The sequence below is a fragment of the Pseudoalteromonas obscura genome (assembly GCF_030135505.1).
GTDB classification, from domain to species: Bacteria; Pseudomonadota; Gammaproteobacteria; order Enterobacterales; family Alteromonadaceae; genus Pseudoalteromonas; species Pseudoalteromonas obscura.
On record NZ_JASJUT010000003.1, the window covers coordinates 29,941 to 48,294 of the forward strand.

The 18,354-nt window shown below is 43.4% G+C and carries 8 protein-coding genes and 1 pseudogene; 1 reads left to right on the plus strand and 8 read right to left on the minus strand.

All coding sequences use genetic code 11. The features are described from left to right. Positions 1 to 691 precede the first annotated feature (691 nt). From QNM18_RS08105 to trhO, 8 genes and pseudogenes are all read right to left on the minus strand, one after another. A complete protein-coding gene (locus tag QNM18_RS08105) occupies positions 692 to 2,317 on the minus strand; it encodes a methyl-accepting chemotaxis protein (protein ID WP_284136852.1) in 1,626 nt (541 codons plus the stop codon). An 847-nt stretch (positions 2,318 to 3,164) separates the two neighbouring features. Next, entirely contained in the window at positions 3,165 to 5,714 is a 2,550-nt protein-coding gene (locus QNM18_RS08110) for a glycoside hydrolase family 3 protein (RefSeq protein WP_284136853.1), read from the minus strand. Beyond that, a complete protein-coding gene (locus tag QNM18_RS08115; RefSeq protein WP_417714795.1) occupies positions 5,711 to 6,970 on the minus strand; it encodes a sugar MFS transporter in 1,260 nt (419 codons plus the stop codon). Before QNM18_RS08115 ends, QNM18_RS08110 begins: the two co-directional genes overlap by 4 nt. A gap of 93 nt (positions 6,971 to 7,063) precedes the next feature. After that, positions 7,064 to 10,033 carry a TonB-dependent receptor gene (locus tag QNM18_RS08120; protein WP_284136854.1) on the minus strand — a complete coding sequence of 990 codons (2,970 nt, stop codon included), beginning with the start codon at positions 10,031 to 10,033 and terminating at the stop codon, positions 7,064 to 7,066. Positions 10,034 to 10,612: 579 nt separating this feature from the next. Next, a pseudogene (locus tag QNM18_RS08125) lies at positions 10,613 to 13,270 on the minus strand (family 16 glycosylhydrolase); the annotation flags it as partial. Between the two features lie 281 nt (positions 13,271 to 13,551). Beyond that, entirely contained in the window at positions 13,552 to 14,394 is an 843-nt protein-coding gene (locus tag QNM18_RS08130; RefSeq protein WP_284136855.1) for a LytR/AlgR family response regulator transcription factor, read from the minus strand. A 14-nt stretch (positions 14,395 to 14,408) separates the two neighbouring features. Then, positions 14,409 to 15,515, minus strand: a complete 1,107-nt coding sequence (locus tag QNM18_RS08135) for a sensor histidine kinase (protein ID WP_284136856.1) — start codon at positions 15,513 to 15,515, stop codon at positions 14,409 to 14,411. Between the two features lie 255 nt (positions 15,516 to 15,770). Beyond that, the gene (gene trhO, locus QNM18_RS08140; RefSeq protein WP_023400016.1) at positions 15,771 to 16,757 is read right to left on the minus strand and encodes an oxygen-dependent tRNA uridine(34) hydroxylase TrhO; all 987 of its coding nucleotides are present in this window, start codon (positions 16,755 to 16,757) and stop codon (positions 15,771 to 15,773) included. Positions 16,758 to 17,022: 265 nt separating this feature from the next. On the opposite strand from trhO, the gene QNM18_RS08145 reads away from it, so the two are divergent. After that, positions 17,023 to 18,351 carry a DEAD/DEAH box helicase gene (locus QNM18_RS08145; protein WP_284136857.1) on the plus strand — a complete coding sequence of 443 codons (1,329 nt, stop codon included), beginning with the start codon at positions 17,023 to 17,025 and terminating at the stop codon, positions 18,349 to 18,351. Positions 18,352 to 18,354: the final 3 nt, after the last annotated feature.

Consider the following 18,354-nt stretch of genomic DNA (forward strand, 5'->3'; position numbering starts at 1 on the left):
CAGGGTCCAAAGTGCAATAAGACACCGACTGCGAACACAGTGAGTACGATTCTTTTTCAAAATGAAGTGAGCTGTTTTATCAGTCGCTAAGAATGTAATCTCTAAAGCCAATACAGTGTCAAAAAACATGGTTCCTGAATCAAGTTCAGGATGACGTAGTGAAAAGTGTTAATGACAATGAGCGCAGCGAATTCAGGACGGCAACCTTAAGAAATATAAATGCCCCCACGAAGGGTGTTGACCGTGAAAGCATTCCACTCCCCGTCACCCTGAACTCGTTTCAGGGTCCAAAGTGCAATAAGACACCGACTGCGAACACAGTGAGTACGATTCTTTTTCAAAATGAAGTGAGCTGTTTTATCAGTCGCTAAGAATGTAATCTCTAAAGCCAATACAGTGTCAATAAACATGGATCCTGAATCAAGTTCAGGATGACGTAGTGAAAAATGTTAATGGCAGTGAACGCAGCGAATTCAAGACGACAACCTTAATAAATATAAATACCCTCACTAAGGGTATTGACCGTGAAAGCATTCCCCTCCTCGTCACCCTGAACTCGTTCCAGGGTCCAAGGCTGTCACCTCTATAGCCAACCCAGCATTAAGAAACATGGATTGCGGGGCAAGCCCACAATGACGAGTATTACACGCCAACGCATTCTCCTCCTCGTCACTCTGAACTGGTTTGGCAATCACGTCTTAAACGAGTCCACTTTCTCTTTTAAGTTGCTTGTATACTCACCTAACGCATTGCTTGCTTCAGCATTCAATTGCGCATTCTTAGCAATTTCGATAATGCTATTATTAAATTCATTGATGTTAGTACTAATCTCAGAGATCACCGATGTTTGCTCTTCTGTGGCGGTTGAAACTTGCACATTCATATCAATGATTTCATTTACTGCGTTATTAATTTCTGCCATATATTTGGCAGATTCATTCGCTTTTTCCACACTAGACGTCGCACTAGATTGCGCATTTTCCATCGCGCCGACTGCGTTTTGTGCCATCGACTGCAACTTAGAGATCATTTCTTTAATTGATTCAGTGGCTTTTTGTGTATTGTGTGCCAACTGCCTGACCTCATCAGCGACAACTGCGAAGCCACGACCGGACTCACCAGCTCGAGCAGCCTCAATTGCTGCATTTAAAGCCAATAAGTTAGTTTGTTCAGCCACACCTTGAATCATCAATACAACTTGGTTAATTTCATTACTTTGGGTGTTCAAAGCTTGTATTTGCTCTGTATTATCAGCTACCAATTGAGCCAAACGCTCAATTGACTGAATGTTCTCTGTAATTGTACGAGTTCCCTGCTCAGCAAGTTCGCCTGATGTTTCCGCTTTGTGAGCCGTGTTTTGAGCATTATTTGCCACTTCTTGAATAGCTGCGCTCATTTGCGTCACCGCTGTCGCTATCATGGCTGTCTGTTGCTCTTGATCCTGAGAAGTATTTGCCATTGAAGAACTGATTGTCGTCAAGTTATTAGATGTTGATGTGAGCTCGCAAATCATCTCCATTAAATTTTCAACTAGATTGTGTAAGCAATTAACCATTTTATTAAAGTCATTACCAATCTCACTCAACTCATCTTCACCTGAGACTTGTACCCGCTGGGTTAAATCCGCGTTTTGAGCAATAATTTTAATTGTCTTGCGTAACCCTTTTAATGGTCGATGAATGGAGCCGTATATCAACCAACTGACACTCAACATAGCCACAACAACCACGACCGACGCGATTATCATTCCAATTCTTGTAGCATCCGCCTCTTCGTGGCTTACTTTAATTAATCGACTGGCCTCGTCCAATTGCAGCACCATTAGCTCGTTGTAGCCTTCACTGAGAGGGTCAAACGTCTCGTAGAGGTCTTTAACAAATTGATTGTAAGGCACAGTGTCAAACTTATCTTGCGCTATCAAGGTCTGATATTCTTGAATGAGCAGATTAACTTCCCGCTCAGACTGCTTTATTTGCTGAACAATCGCTTGCTCTTGGCTGGTCAACTTACCACTTAAGTAAATTTCCCACTCGGCTATCGCAATTGATTTTGCTTCCTCAATACTCCTAAGAGCCTGACTTGACGAGAGTTGACCACCTCTTAATTTATGGAAGGTATCAACGATAACAACCGCGTAATTGTCCGAAACAACTTTAATTTCTTTCAATGGCAGCACCCTACCGGAGTACATTTTATCCATGTTCGTGACAAGGTGAGATATAGTGGTTAGCGTAATGATTGTCGCTACAACAAATAAAATGGCAGGTAAGCCAGACAACGATAATAACCGACTTTGTACAGAGAAATTATTCAACATCAAATTTTCCTTAAGCTTAGCCTATAAGCCTTCAAGATTAGTATTGACTAACATGACGAAATTACAATGTAAAAACTAGGCGATTGCTATATTTCATATCACGAGTCTCACGACCTCTTGGCAGTCAATTGTGACTTTGGCTACTAAAAACATCAGGATTATACTAACGGTGATTTATATCATTTATATGTATGGCAGTAGCATGTGATATTGAACTGTTAAATGAACGCGAAGGCTTTAAATGAAGTGATAGATTGATTGCACCACCGACGGACTATCAAAGGGGGCTACCTGCTCAGCTTACTCGCCAGTGTTTATAAAACCGCGGTGTCATATCAGAGAAAAAGATAACTCTGTGAGGGGCTAGCTTAGTAACACATTTAACATTAAAAACTTGCGATGTAATACATCTGGCAAAACGCTGCTAAATAACTTAATAGCAAAACTTTATATGCAATGGGCTGCTGAGTTTTAAATACTGAAATAAAAGCACAAATGAATGAAGATATTAGAGAAAGGAAGCATATAATTGCCATAACAAATACAAATTGTTGCGGTACATACAAATCACAGTCATAGGGACAGCCATTAAAACGCTCTATCATTATGCTGACCAATGTCGTTTGTAACACCCCCCAAATGCTTAAAAAGAGCAAGGCGACGTGTGGCAAACGCCGGAAACTAAATGCTTGTTTATAGTCCACGAATATACCCTTATCGAAAAAACATCGGCATTATGACGATACAACCATGACTTAATACTTAATAATCAAACACATCAAACACAAATTATGACCGGTCTTAAAAGTAAAAAGCCCGCAATTTGCGGGCTTTCGTCAAGAGCATTCTAGTTACATTCAATTATTAAAGCTTCGGATGCTGATGCCCTCAGTGCTATTTTCCCTATTCCCACTTCAGCGTTTCCAACGAGTGATAGCTTAAATGGAGACATTGTCTGAGATATCTCAGCACCAAGGTTTTCAAAGCAAGTTAAAGGCACAGCGATCTGCTGCCAACTTGAATTGAGCGCGCTCAATTTACCTTCTGGTATTTTAATTTGCGAATTACATTTGATGCCTCCCTGACAATTCATCCCTACAATGGCTGTTGAAATCGTTCCTGATTTCAATGAGATATCAAATGTGAGGTACGCATTCGAATTTACATATGCACTGAGGTCTTCAGGGAAACCATGCTTACTGAGTAGTTGAACTCCCGCAATATCTGAGTTTCTAAAAGACAATTGAATGCTGTCTTCTTGCACAAAGCGGTCAATTGTTCTGTATTCAACCCCATTTAACTGCTCACTATTCGATTTAACGGGCTTCTTCTTATTACTTTCAGTTAAATATAATGCCCAAGGTTTTTTGGGCTGACCATCATATAAAAACTCTACTTCATTAACACTGGTGCTAACGTCAAACAACTCACTCAGATTATCTTGTAATGTATCTATTTTTGCGTAATTCAGCCCATAACCATATTCAAACAACGGTTTTTGCCCATCAAAACGGTTCACATGTTGCGTTGGTGAGTTAGGCCAAGAAAATGAAAGTCTGCCTGAAAAGTCATATTGGATACTGTTGTGCTGGTCTTTTAATAACACATCAGCCACACCTCCGCCTTCAGAGCCCGGTAGCCAAAGTGCCACAAAGGCATCACTGGCATTTAGCTCTGCATTTACCCACATAGGGCGACCACTTATGAAGAGTGATACAACGGGTATACCTTGAGCCTTCAAGGACTTTATTAGCTGCAAGTCCTTGTTAGTACTGTATTGATATGCCAAATGAGGTCTATCTCCTTGACCTTCTGCATAAGGTTCCTCTCCAAACACAACAATCGCGACATCTGGCTTATTACCCTTTTCGAAAGAACCATCAACACTCAAGGTAATTTCACCACCTGCTTTCAACACCTGTTGTTTAATACCTTCATAAATTGAAGTGCCTCCAGGAAAGTCAGTATTTGCGTTATTGGTCCCCTGCCATGTAATAGTCCAGCCACCTGATTGTTTTCCTATGTTATTTGCGCCATCTCCGCTGATTAGGATATTTTGCTTAGGAGATAACGGTAAGATCCCTGCCTTGTTTTTGAGCAGAACCAAAGATTTTCGCACAGCTTCTCTGGCAAGTGCCCGGTGTTGTTGATTGCCCATTATTTTGCTGTCACCAGCATAAAGCCGCTGTGCTGGGCTCGGTTTATTAAACAAACCAGCGCGTAATTTCACCCTGAGAATGCGACTTACCGCATCATTCACTCGACTAAGCGGTATAGTGCCGTCTTTAACTTGGCTGACGGTATTGTAAAATAAAGGCTTCCAACTTTTGGTTGGGGCCATAAACATATCCAGACCTGCGTTGATCGCTTGTGGACAGTTGTCATTAGTACACCCTTGTATCTGCCCGTGACCATTCCAATCTCCAACAACAAAACCATCAAAGCCCATGCGGTCTTTCAACACCGTAGTAAGCAGGTATTTATTGCCATGTATCTTGTCACCGTGCCAGCTGTTGAAGGACGCCATCACTGACTGAGACCCAGCTTTTAAACCGCCCACGTAACCTTGCGCGTGGATCTTAAACAATGTCTCTTCACTAACAACATTATTCCCTTGGTCATCTCCTTTTAGTGTGCCGCCATCCCCAACAAAGTGTTTAACTGTACTAATCACATGCTGATCTTTAAATACGGTATTTGAGCGCCCATCACCTTGTAACCCCTTCACAATGGCATAGGCATAATCTCCCACTATTTCAGGGTCCTCTGAGTATCCTTCGTAGGTTCTCCCCCACCTATCATCTCGCACAGTGGCAACCGTTGGTGCAAAAATCCAGTCAATGCCAGTTACCAGCACTTCTTTGGCGGTGGCTTGGGCAATTTTTTCAATCAATTTAGCGTCATTTGCTGCGCCCAATCCAATGTTATGTGGGAACAAAGTCGCACCAATCACATTGTTATGACCATGAACCGCATCTGTGCCCCACATGGTCGGGATTGTCGAGCCATCTAAAGATGCATCGATAGATGCTTGATACATGGACTCCGCCAATGCGACCCAATCAGCAACAGATGCGTGTTTATCGCCATTTGGAAAAGCCCCACCACCATTTAAATATGAGCCGAAGCCATATTTACGCATATCTTCAACTGTGATATCGCGTATTTCAGGTTGGATCATTTGCGCTACTTTTTGCTCTATTGTCATATCGGCAAGAAGCGTGGCAACGCGTGATTCAACATCTTCGGATACAGCAAGCTCAGAGGTAATATTTGGCCAAATTGATGGGTCTTTGCCCTTTTCAACTTCTGTTTCAAGTCGTTTGGATTGACCGCATGCACTTAGCAGGCTCGCCATACAAACATATAGTAGCGTTGTTCGTTTTAAGTTGTTCATTGCGCGCTCTCCTTACTAGATTTTTTATGACACCCCCAAAGACCGAAGTAAGTAATGTAGATATAGCATGCTGCGGGCAGGAAAAATGAACCGTGTAGACCGATATTGTCAGCAAGTACCCCTTGTAAAATAGGAATGATCGCACCGCCGACAATTGCTAAACACAATAGGCCTGAACCACGGCTTGCATCTTTGCCCAAACCTGAAATCGCCAAGCTGAAAATCGTCGGGAACATAATAGAGTTGAATAAACCAACAGCTAGCATTGCCCACATTGCAAGTACTCCGGTTTGATTCACTGCAAATATAATGAGGCTCATTGAGACAATTGCATTGAAAGCCAGTACTTTCCCACCTGCGATTTTTTGCATCACTGCAGCACCAATAAAGCGCCCTATCATTGCGCCGCCCCAATAATAGGCAATCAACTTAGCCGCTTGTGCTTCATTAAGGCCTGCAATGCTAGGTTGATGTAAAAAGCTCACCAGAAAACTACCAATAGAAACCTCAGCGCCCACATATACGAAGATACCTATTGCACCAAGAATTAAATGCGGATGCTCTGTCAGCGGTCTTGTACTCGTTGATGAATCATCATTTGGCTCAACAAGTTTCGGTAACTTAAGTACCGCAAAAACAACCGCCAAAACACCCAATGTTGCCGCGAGCAATAGGTATGGAACTTGTACGGCTTCGGCACCGCTCGATACAGTATTTTGCTCTGACGAGAACAAAAGATAAGCACCAAAAAATGGCGCAATGGTGGTACCCAAAGAATTAAACGCCTGTGTAAGTGTGAGTCTAGATGGCGCCGTTTCAGGTTTACCTAGTGCGCTTACATAGGGGTTAGCAGACACTTGTAAGATTGTGATCCCACAAGCTAATACAAACAAGGCGAGTAAAAATACTTCGTATAATCCAATAATCGCCGCTGGCACAAACATCACACACCCCAGAGCGGCAATGAATAGGCCAAATACAATTCCTTTTTGAAAGCCAATTTTACTAACCAGATTTCCTGCTGGGATCGAAACAATAAAATACGCGCCAAAAAAACAAAACTGAACCAGCATTGCTTGCGTGTAACTTAGTTGAAATGCACCTTTAAGGTACGGAATTAAAATATCGTTCAGGCAGGTAATAAAGCCCCACATGAAAAATAAACTTGTCAGCGCAGAAAGTGCAAAACCAATGTTTTTAGGGTAATCGGATGATTGGTCCACATGCGCAGCTTTAGAAGCAAACTCGGTTGCCATAATTAAAAACTCCAACAAACACCGAGTTAATGCAATAGCGTCTATTGCATACTCGGCACTTAAAATTACTAAGAGATAAGAGAATGATTAGAATTACTGAAAGCTGTATCTCACACCCAAGGTATACCTTGGCCCATATTGCCTGGCGAATAAGAACTGTCGTTCGTATCGCCCAAAGCCCTGCTCAGTTTCGTCATTGAGGTTTATGCCCTCTAAAAAGACTGTCCAACGCTCATCAATGTCATAGTTCACACTTGCATCTAACTGCGCATACGCTTTGGCAAACTGAGGCGGATTATCAGCAGAGCCTTGGTCTTGGCCAACTCCTATCAAGTACTCATCACGCCAAGCGTATGTCACTTTGATAGATAACCCGTCTTTTTCATAAAAGAACTGGGCGTTTGCAGAATCACTCAATCCTGTTAATGGTGTTTGCTGATCTAAACTGTTTACATCAAATTCTACGTCGCCATCGACAAACGTTGCATTAAGTCCAATGCCAAAGCCGCTCTCGCCAAACACATGCTGAAACGCCACTTCAAAGCCATCGACCTTTTTTGTGTCTGTCGCATTGAACGGTTTGGTTATCTTCCAAAGTAAGAGCGGATCGTCATCACTGGGCTCTATGTAACCTTGAGAATTGAGTGTCGCGCCATTGGCCTGCATTTGCAGAAAAATGGCATCACTGGTTGCTTGCTCACCACGCGCTTCGATATCAGCAACCGCCTGGTTCCACCTCGGCCCTTGATAGATATCTTTAAATCCATCAATGGTGGTTTCATTGACCTGACTCCCGATAAAGTTTTTGACCGACTTTTTAAAGTACCCTATCGCTGCGTAACTACTTTCATCGTAATAGTACTCCAGGCTTAAATCTAAGTTTGTAGACTCAAATGGTTCCAAATTAGTATTACCTTCACTGCCGTTACGTGAGCCTATTTTTGGGCTACCAGATAGCACTCGCCCCCCCGCCAAGTCACCGAGCGGCGCGCGCGTGATGGTTTTGCCCCACGATACGCGGCCAACCAGCTCATCGGTGAAATCGACTTTCACGTCAATCATTGGCAATAGCACATCGTGTTGTCCTTCAGAAGTGTATTGGCTATTGTCTTCTGGGAGGTATTGTGTATGCCATTCGCTGCCACCTAACCACCAAACTGATACTGGAATGGGCTGCGCATCAACACTGGTGACGTCTGTTTCTTCGTATCGAATGCCTAGATTCAAATAAACTGGTAATGACGCGACCTCAAATTCCCAAGCGCTCTGAACATAAAAGCTCACTGTCTCTTCTTGCACAGAGCTTTGAGAAAAGGTGCCTAAATCATGGTAGGCAGTTGTAGCGAAATAGTCGTCGCCACCGAGTACTTCATTTGTCAAAAATGCTTCGGAGCGCGCTACCACTTCGTCAAAGTCAAAGGTGTAGTAGTAATTCGGATTTAAATTTGCGCCACCGCTTGCAAATGCATCCAAAAAACCATTGGTATTGTTTCTAACAAACATGCTATCAGGGAACATTTGCGGCCACGCCGGATTAAATAAAAACCCGCCAATTAAACCACTCCAAGCGTTTGAGCCACCCATGGTTTGGTCAGTCATTGCGAAACCAAACTTGACATCGTTTAGTGGAATGTCAAAACGGTCATTCTCCCATGTCGCGTCTATTTGCAGCTGCTGAACCTCTGCTTTGCCGGGCGAGTGAACAAACTGACTAAAGTGCGAGTCAATTTCACTTTCAAGCAATGTTGTAGACCCATTTAGCCAATGTATTTGCGCATGTGGGATATCACCTGTGCGGTAGTCATAGTTTTTAGTGCGTAGCTGATCTGATCCCAACACCAAAGACCCTTCACTGCCAATGCCCTTATCGATACCATTGTCAGTTTCACTCGAAGAATCGTGATAGTCCAAAGAAACATGCCACACGTCATTGATATGCCAATCAATATTAATACCTGCTGATTTTTCAATGACCTCTGTTGTTGAACGCGATGCAGTGAAAGAGCCATCATTACCACTAATATCGGCAAAAACAGCTGTACCGTTTTCATCTAGCTCATATGCATTGATATTGCCGCCATATTCATTCCACATCCCCCAACCAGTGCCATTTTTGCCTATAACGGCTTTGGTGTGGGTATAATCGACAGAGAGCACTAAGTCATCAGTCGGCGCATACTGAAAAACAATGTGACCATTGGTTCTGTCCCTTTCTAAGTCTTCAATGCCATAGTTCATGTCGCGAGGAAAAAAGTAATCTCCTATTCTGTTACCTTCACTATCAAGCGGCCTAGGATCAATCACATTATTGTCATCGATATTGCCGGGTAAATCGACATTGGCTTGCCAACCCTGAATATGTGCCTGCTGCTTTTGAAAGTCTCTCTCATGGTGCGTGAGAGAGAATGACACACCAAATGCATCATCAATAAAGGTGTTTGAATAAAGCGCTGACAGCTCTGGGGTGATATCGTCATTTTCGACATTTGACGAGTCGTGGATCGCCTTAGCTGAAAATGTATAGCGCTCTCCGGGGCTTGCCAGTGGCTTTCTAGTCACAATATTAACGGTGGCCCCTAAGCCACCACTTGGGTTTTCCGCACGTGCCGTTTTAAATACCTCTAGCGCCATTACACCATCAGCAGATAAGTTTTCTAAGTCATATGATCTTGAGTTACCCGTGCCTGGCATCTGCCTGCCATTTAACGTAATTAAGTTAAAATCTGGTCCAAAGCCCCTCACAGTAATTTGAGAGCCTTCGCCGTTACTTCTGCTTACTGCAACACCGGTAATACGCTGTAAAGATTCAGCCAAGTTGGTATCGGGAAATTTACCCATTTCCTCTGCTGAAATCGCATCTACCACCCCTGATGCGTTTCTTTTGAGATTCATAGCCCGGGTCAAGCTTCCCTTGATCCCACGGATCTCTATCACTTCTATTTCTGAGTTTTGTTCTTCTGCCGTTAAATTAACTGCTGATTGCTCGTTGGCATACGCTTTTCCTGATAGAGCTAATGCGACACACAAAGCCACACGCGAAGATACAAATTGAACTTGTTTCATAACTAACCTACATAAATTCTATGTTCTTGGGGGAAGATTATCCCCCTTGTATTTGCCGCGTTACGGCACCGTGATTTCTGTGTTATCAACTCTGTAAACCGCACCTTCGCCTGTGCCCCATGCAGGAAACACCATCACAACATTGATGTTTGATAAATCTAAGCCTGCGTCAGCCAACGACTGTAAAGAGTAGGTATAGGTTTGCCACTGTCCAGTAACTGGAGCTTGTGCTTCGAGGCTCGCGCTCAAGTCTAATTCAACAGCTGTTTGCGCATCGAGTGACTCTATTTTGAATTTCCAAATACTGCTGGTGTCATTGGGGGCGTTGACCACTTTCATATCAAAGCGAATAACACCTTCAGAGAGCAACACACTGGCATCAAAATGCGCACCTTCATTTGCTAAAAACCCCATCACCGTCGGCTCTGCGCCGATTGAAAATTCAGCAGTCACACCATGCTCTGCATCATCTTGTTGCTCTGTCGGCGTAGACCCCCCGCAGCAATCCCAAATTGGCCAACTGCTGTTTTGTCCATCTTTAAAAAGAGTAAGAGATTGCGACTGAGGGACTGAACTTTGGTTGTAGATGAGCACATTATCCAATCTAAATACCGCGCCTTCGCCAGTGCCCCAAGCAGGAAAAACCATCACGACATCAATCGCCGTCACATCTAACCCAGCAGAAACTAGGCTTTGTAAAGAGTATGTATAGGTTTGCCACTGACCGACTACAGGGGCTCTGCCTTCTTGGCTAGCCGTCAAGTCCAGCTCTACCGCCGTGGTCGTATCCATAGATTCAATCTTGAACTTCCATACAGACTCGGCATTTGTTGGGGCACTCACCACTTTCATCTCGAATTGAATAACACCAGATTGTAAAAATGCGCTACTGTCGAGATACACACCATCATCCGCAAATAGACCAACAACAGTGGGCTCAGCACCAATGGAATACTCAGCTGTCATACCATGTTGCGCGTCGTCACTAACAATCGTTGGTGTCGTACCTCCGCAACAGTCCCATAGTGACCACTGTGACAGCACATCATCTTGAAACAGCACATGTCCTTCGAATGTTGGCGCATCCATTGGTTGATAGAATTTCAAATTATCGACGCGATAAAGTGCGCCTTCGCCCGTGCCCCAGGCTGGGAAAATCATCACAACGTCAATGGCACTTACATCCAACCCAGCACTGGCTAAATCAGAGAGCTTAAATGTAAAGGTTTGCCACTGGCCAGTTACAGGGGCTAGCCCCTCAATACTGTTAGTTAGGTCCAACTCAGCGGCAGTTTCCGCATTATTGCTCTCTATTTTTAACTTCCACACCGATTCAGCGTCAGCCGGTGCATTCACCACTTTCATTTCAAATTGGAACATGCCATCGGCAAACATTGACGAGGCATCAAATGGCGCTGGTGAAACACCTTCCTCAACGATATTGTCAGCACGAGATATAAAACCTAATACTGTTGGTTCACTGCCCACGGAGAATTCAGCAACATTACCGTGCTGTGCATCGTCTTCAACGATTTGTGGCGTCGTGCCCCCACAGCAATCCCATAACGGCCAAGCAGGGTTAATTGTGTCTTCGAAAATAACAAAAGATTGTGGTGCAGATATGCTGTCACCCGCAATGCGCATGTTGGTAACTTGATATACTGCGCCATCGCCACTGCCCCATGTTGGGAATATCATCACTGCATCTATTGCATTGAGGCTAAGGCCACCACTTGCCAGCGCTTGCAAAGGAAATGTATAGGTTTGCCACTGTCCAAGCACGGGGGCTTGGCCTTCAACGCTGGTGGTCAAGGCCACCTCCACTGCCGATGATGCATCGACGCTTTCAACTTTAAGAAGCCAAGGGGTATCAGCAGCGCTTGGCAAGCTCACCACCTTCATTTCAAAGCTCAGCGTACCGCTATCAAGAAGTGGGCTTGCATCAAAAGGCGTTGCTGCGCCCGCTTCGTCGGTAATAAACTCCTCGCGAGAAATAAATCCATTCACGGTCGGGCTTTCTCCCACCATAAACTCATAAGCAGCGCCTTTTTCGGCGTCATCGACTATTACAGGTGTCGAGCCACCACAGCAGTCCCAAGCTGGCCAATTTGGATTTGGCGTACCGGTAAAGATATCTAAATTCTGAGCTATGCCGGAAGAAGGAGGAATTGGCGTAGGCGCTTTGCCTTCAACCAATGCATCATCTAAACTATCAAACCCACCTCGAACTGTGTCACAGCCTTTCCCCGTGTCAGGATTGATTTGACATTGATACACACGCACATAATCGATTTCAAAATGTTGCCCGTTTGCAAATACAGATGCATCAACACCTAATTCATTGACGCTTTCAGGCCAGTTTCCACCCACTGCAAAATTAAGCAACATATGGAATTGCTGGTCATACGGCGCGTTATCCCAATGTGTTTCCAATTCACCTGAGCCCTGTCCGAAATACTCTGTGAACCAACCACGATATATCAACCCGAGGGCATTGCCATTGCTGTCATAAAGTGCCTGAGAACGTCTTTGTGTTTGGTAAAGATAACCATCGACATACCAACGGATCTCGCCCTCTTGCCACTCTATCGCATAGGTATGAAAGTCATCTGCTGGGTTCATGTCATTTGGTAAAAGATATTCTTTACCGCTAGATTCATTATCAGGCCAGTCTTTACCATAATGCAAAGTACCATACACGTGACGCTCTAACGTGCCGTCTTCTCTTTTTGCTTTTAGGTTGACCGACTCGACCACATCAATTTCACCAGATTTTGGCCATCCGCCGTATTTTTCATCGGTTGGTAGTAGCCAAAATGCTGGCCAACTTCCTTGGCCAGATGGTAATTTTGCCCGCACTTCAAAACGTCCATATTTGAAATCTGCTTTGTTTTTAGAACTTAGTCTCGCTGATGTGTAAGGTTTTGGCTCCCCATCTGCCGCAGGCAAGGCGACAATATGTAAAACGCCATCTTCAATATAAGAATTCTCACTGCTGGCCGTGTAGCACTGTTGCTCATTATTACCGCCACCATCACAATTGACTTCATGCAGCCATTTGTTGGTATCAATGGTGTCTGTTTCGAACTCATCACTCCATACGAGTTGCCAATCAGATACGGGAACTTCTGGTGATATTTGGCTGGTATCAGTGTTCGTTTCAGCGCCCCCGCCACACCCTTGCAGTGTCGCACTTAGCAGGAAAACGCCAAACACTTGGTTTACTGTTGGTTTCATTTCATCACTTCCACATTTGCTCACAGTGCAGATGTGATATTTTCTGCATTAGAAAACATCACGCTGTGAACCTTGGCACATTTATCGTTGTCATTTGGCCAAATGCATTTATTTTAAATGCAAATTAAAAATGTAAATTTGGCAGTTAAAATATTGATAGAAAGATAATATTGTGACAATCGAAATGCGCTATCGCGGTGCAATTTTGCGTCAATGCTGGTGCAGCTGCACCTTGCACGACAAGACGAAACAATTACACGATGAAATGTGCGGCATGAGGACTACAAAAATGCATCTCCCACACGAGATTTCAGCAGTGACTTCAATGTGTCACTATAATTTCGACTCACTTTGAGCCTAATGTCTCCCCCTAAATCCAACATCGACTCATTGTTCTTTAGTGTGGTAAAACTTTTAACAAAATTCACATTTACTAAGGTAGATTTATGAATACGAGCAAACATGCCATTATCTAGCTCTTCACTGAGCCGCTTGAGTGTGATCCTAACAACATAGTTTTCCTTTTCTGTGTGAATGCACATGTAATCTCCCGCAGCATCAACCCACATAATGTCATCTACGCACAGAAACACTTGTTCGTTATCATGATTTTTGATCAGCAATTCATGTCTTGGTTTGGTCGGCAATGGCGCACCCTCTTTATCCAGCCACTCTTGCAGCTGTGAGATACTCAAACCCGACGACTCACCTAAAGCTTTTAAAAGCTTGGCTTTTTCTTCACTCTTTTGCGACCGTGTTGACTCATTTAGTGAGTCACGAATTCTGTCTACTGTTTTTTTAAGCCTGCCGAGATTCACAGGCTTCATGAGGTAATCCAACGCATTGAGTTCAAAAGCTTCTATCGCATAGTCGCTATACGCACTGACAAACACAACCAGTGGCATAGTATCAGACTGCAACCCTTGAACAACTTCAAGACCACTGAGGCCCGGTAGCCTTAAGTCGATAAACAACACATCAGGCTGATGTTCATAACACAATCGAATTGCATCATCGCCGTCAAACCCTTCTCCCACAATCTGAATATCAGATATGTTTTCAAGTCGCAGCCTCAATCCCTCTATCGCTAGAGGTTCATCATCAACCAGTACCGCAGTAATCATATTATTTCCAATTCTTATTTTGCTATCACAAAGGGGATGACCATAGTGACGCGTGTTTTCGTACTGCCACTCTCAACTCTGAGTTCACATGGCGTGCTAAAAAAGGTTTCTAGGCGCTCTTTGGTGTTACTTAAACCTATCCCAAACCCTTTTTCATTTGGTCTATCTGATGCCCCCCCGTCGTTCTCTACCAAAACCTTTAACTGCTCATCTTGCTTGGAAACCCGAATCTCAATTAAGTTTTGTTGTTTTCTCGCTTCAACGCCGTACTTAATCGCATTCTCTACAATGGGCTGTAAAATTAAAGGGGGTATTTTGGCCTGCTTTGCTTTGTCGTTTATGTCAAAAATTACCATGAGGCGTTCGCCAAATCGTACCTTCTCAATGCTCAAATACAGTTGGAGCAGCTCAAGTTCTTTGCCAAGATGGCTGGCATCTGATGTGTCATGCTGGAGCGAAGCACGAAAGAAATCACAGAGCTTATCTAACATCTCCTGTGCCATATCATTCTCCTTTTTCATGATCAAAGTAGAAATGGCATTCATGGTATTAAACATAAAATGGGGGTTCAATTGGTATCTCAGCATTTGCAGCTGTGCATCTTTGGCCGCAGTTTGGGCTCTGAGCAACATTTCATGTTCTTTTTGCAATCGCGCGTTATACAGCATAATAAAAAATATCGCTGTCCACACAAACATGGTAGAAATCGAAAACAAAAACCAGCCGCCAAACTCAAGCATATTAAGCTCTTGATACCAGACTTGGTTATAAACAATGGTTTTGTATGAAGCCAGCTTAATGATATTGAACACTAAGCCCAAAATAGCTGCGCTGACGAAGCTCATTATCAAAGTGCGTTTAAGCGGCCAATGTACAATACGTCTTATAATTGACCACTGTACAAATGAAAGGGTAAAACCAAAACTTACCTCAACAGCCAAATTCAGTAATTGCCCTTTTAAGTTAAAGTCGTTGTCATCAAACTGAGGATGAATAATCGAGATAAAAACCACCACGGTATAACCAAGCCAACCAAGGATCTGTAACGACCAAAACTGGTGACTTTGTTTTGAAAAAGCTTGGAGAGAAATTGTCAGTTCTGACTGGGTTGGCGCATTCATTATTGTTGTACGGTATAAACTTATCCTAATTCAGTATAAGCGCATATTACCGAGGAACCCAAATCAGCAACAATTATTATTGAGCGCGCTCACATTTATTCCTTTGATATGGGTGCCAACTTATAAGTTATTGAATTCATTGTTATTTACAAATAATTGAAAGTATATTTTTTGCAGCGAATAAACAAAAACGCCCTCGGCCAAATCGACCGAGGGCGTTAAAAGCAGCTAGGACTTTTGTAAAACTAAGGCAAATTAAGCTGATTGCTTACGCTGCGCTTCTTTTTGCGCTTGCTTTTGCTCTTTACGCTGACGAAGTGCTTCTTGCGCTTCGTGACCAATATGGCCTTCACCGCGTTCTTTCGCTAGCTCCATTTGCTTTTGACGCTCTGCAAAGCGTGCTTTTTGCTCTTCAGTAACGTTGTCGTAGCAGTGATGGCAAGAAACACCTTCCATATACTGCTCTAATTGCATTTCTTCTTCAGTGATAGGCATGCGACAAGCGTGGCACTGTTCGTATGAACCTTTGTTTAGGTCGTGATCAACCGCTACACGGTTATCAAATACAAAACACTCACCTTCCCACATGGTTTCTTCTTTTGGTACATCTTCCAAATACTTAAGAATACCGCCTTCTAAGTGGTAAACCTCTTCAAAGCCCTGCTCTTTCATGTAAGCGGTTGATTTTTCGCAGCGGATACCACCTGTACAGAACATCGCTACTTTTTTATTCTTTGCTGGATCTAGGTTTTTTTCAGCCCATTCAGGGAACTCACGGAAAGTTTTTGTCTTTGGGTCTACCGCGTTTTTAAACGTACCGATTTCGATTTCGTAATCGTTACGTGTATCAACCAGAACGACTTCTGGATCAGAGATAAGTGCATTCCAATCTTCAGGCTTAACATATGTGCCGACCACTTTTTTCGGGTCGATACCTTGTACACCCATAGTCACTATCTCTTTTTTCAACTTAACCTTTGTGCGATAGAACGGACATGTTTCGTCGAAAGACTCTTTATAGACGATGTTGTCTAAACCTGGTTGTTTGTCTAGCCATGCTAGTAATGCATCGATGCCTTCACGCTGTGCAGCAACAGTACCGTTGATGCCTTCTTCCGCTAGAAGAAGCGTGCCACGCACTTCGTTTTCTTCCATTACTTGCAATAAAGGTTGACGGATCTGCTCAAAATTAGGCAATGAAACGAACTTATACATTGCACAAACAACATAAGGTTTAGTCATAATAATTCTCTTTTATAAGCTTTAAAACAACCTACACTTAAACACGACGCGTAGGCACAAACCGAATCGTAAATCCGGCGCTGAGGCGTGTATTTTACGGATTTATGAAACAAATGCAAAACACGCACAATCAAATGCTGAGTTTTTGTTCCAAGTGACTAAAACGAAAGCAAAAACATTTTTAACCTTATATTTATATAGTGCCTTTGTCTGGCACTTTGCTATAATGGCGCGTTTTTTAGAATAATGATTGGAGAAAGTAACTTTGAGATTTTCCGAACTCGGCCTTGACCTACGCTTTGAGAAGCAATTACAACATCAAGGAATTAATGAGCCAACAGAGATCCAAGCTCATGCTATCCCTACCGCACTTGCAGGCCACGATGTTTTTGCCCAGTCAAAAACCGGTTCAGGAAAAACCTTGGCGTTTTTATTACCTGCTGTTCAGCGCGTAATGAAACAAAAAGCGCTGAGTAAACGCGACCCTCGCGTACTCATTGTTGCCCCTACTCGAGAGCTTGCTAACCAAGTATTTTCACAGTGCCGTTTGTTAATCGCAGGTACTGCGATGACTGCAACAAAGGTATTAGGTGGTGAGAACTTTAACGACCAAGTAAAAGCACTGCGAAAAAACCCACACTTTGTGATTGGCACACCAGGTCGTATTACTGATCACTTGGAACAGCAATCACTGCACTTAGCAGGCCTTGAGCTATTAATTTTTGATGAGGCCGACCGTATGCTTGATTTGGGCTTTGATAAGCAGCTTAATGCTATCAATAGCCAAGCTGACCACCGCCTGCGTCAAACCATGCTATTCTCTGCTACTCTAGAGCACGCTCAAGTAGAAATAACGGCCAAAGCACTTTTAAAGTCACCTAAAAAGATTTTACTAAGCGGCAGTAATGAAAAGCACGGCGATATTCAACAAGCATTGTACTTTGCTGATCACCTAGATCACAAAGAAGCGCTACTAAAACACTTTGTTCAACAAGACGAAGTGGGCCAATGTATTATCTTCACAGCTACCCGCCAAGATACCACTCGTTTAAGTGAACTGTTAAACGAAATGGGGATCAAGGCCATTGGTCTTGCAGGTGATTTGGCACAAAACAAACGTTTAGATATCATGGATGCCTTTAGCCGCGGTATTTATAAAGTGCTGGTCACAACAGATGTCGCGTCTCGTGGTCTTGACTTGTTAAACGTCACGCACGTGATCAACTTTGACCTACCAAAGCAAGCTGAAGAATATGTTCACCGCATCGGGCGTACAGGCCGAGCGGGTTTCAAAGGCACCGCGGCATCTCTAGTTGGTCCAAAAGATTGGAAGAGCTATCAGGCAATTGCACAATACCTGAAAGAAAAGCTCACCTTCCACACAATTGAAGGTTTAGAAGGCAAGTTTAAGGGCTTTAAAGAAAAGCCTAAAAAGCCCACTTATAAAGGTAAAAAACCACAAAAAACTGCAAAACCTGAACAAAAGCGCAAGTTTACGAAAAAGCCTAAAGCGCCGAAAAAGCCTATTGCAGCACCATTTGATGTGGATGGCAACGCACCACTTCGCAGAAAACCAAAGCCAACCGAGGAATAAGCC

Bases quoted from the DNA above. Each gene is read 5' to 3' on its own strand.
- QNM18_RS08110 (WP_284136853.1), bottom strand. From the start codon at position 5,714: ATGAACAACTTAAAACGAACAACGCTACTATATGTTTGTATGGCGAGC.
- trhO (WP_023400016.1), bottom strand. From the start codon at position 16,757: ATGACTAAACCTTATGTTGTTTGTGCAATGTATAAGTTCGTTTCATTG.
- QNM18_RS08130 (WP_284136855.1), bottom strand. From the start codon at position 14,394: ATGATTACTGCGGTACTGGTTGATGATGAACCTCTAGCGATAGAGGGA.
- QNM18_RS08105 (WP_284136852.1), bottom strand. From the start codon at position 2,317: ATGTTGAATAATTTCTCTGTACAAAGTCGGTTATTATCGTTGTCTGGC.
- QNM18_RS08135 (WP_284136856.1), bottom strand. From the start codon at position 15,515: ATGAATGCGCCAACCCAGTCAGAACTGACAATTTCTCTCCAAGCTTTT.
- QNM18_RS08120 (WP_284136854.1), bottom strand. From the start codon at position 10,033: ATGAAACAAGTTCAATTTGTATCTTCGCGTGTGGCTTTGTGTGTCGCA.
- QNM18_RS08115 (WP_417714795.1), bottom strand. From the start codon at position 6,970: ATGGCAACCGAGTTTGCTTCTAAAGCTGCGCATGTGGACCAATCATCC.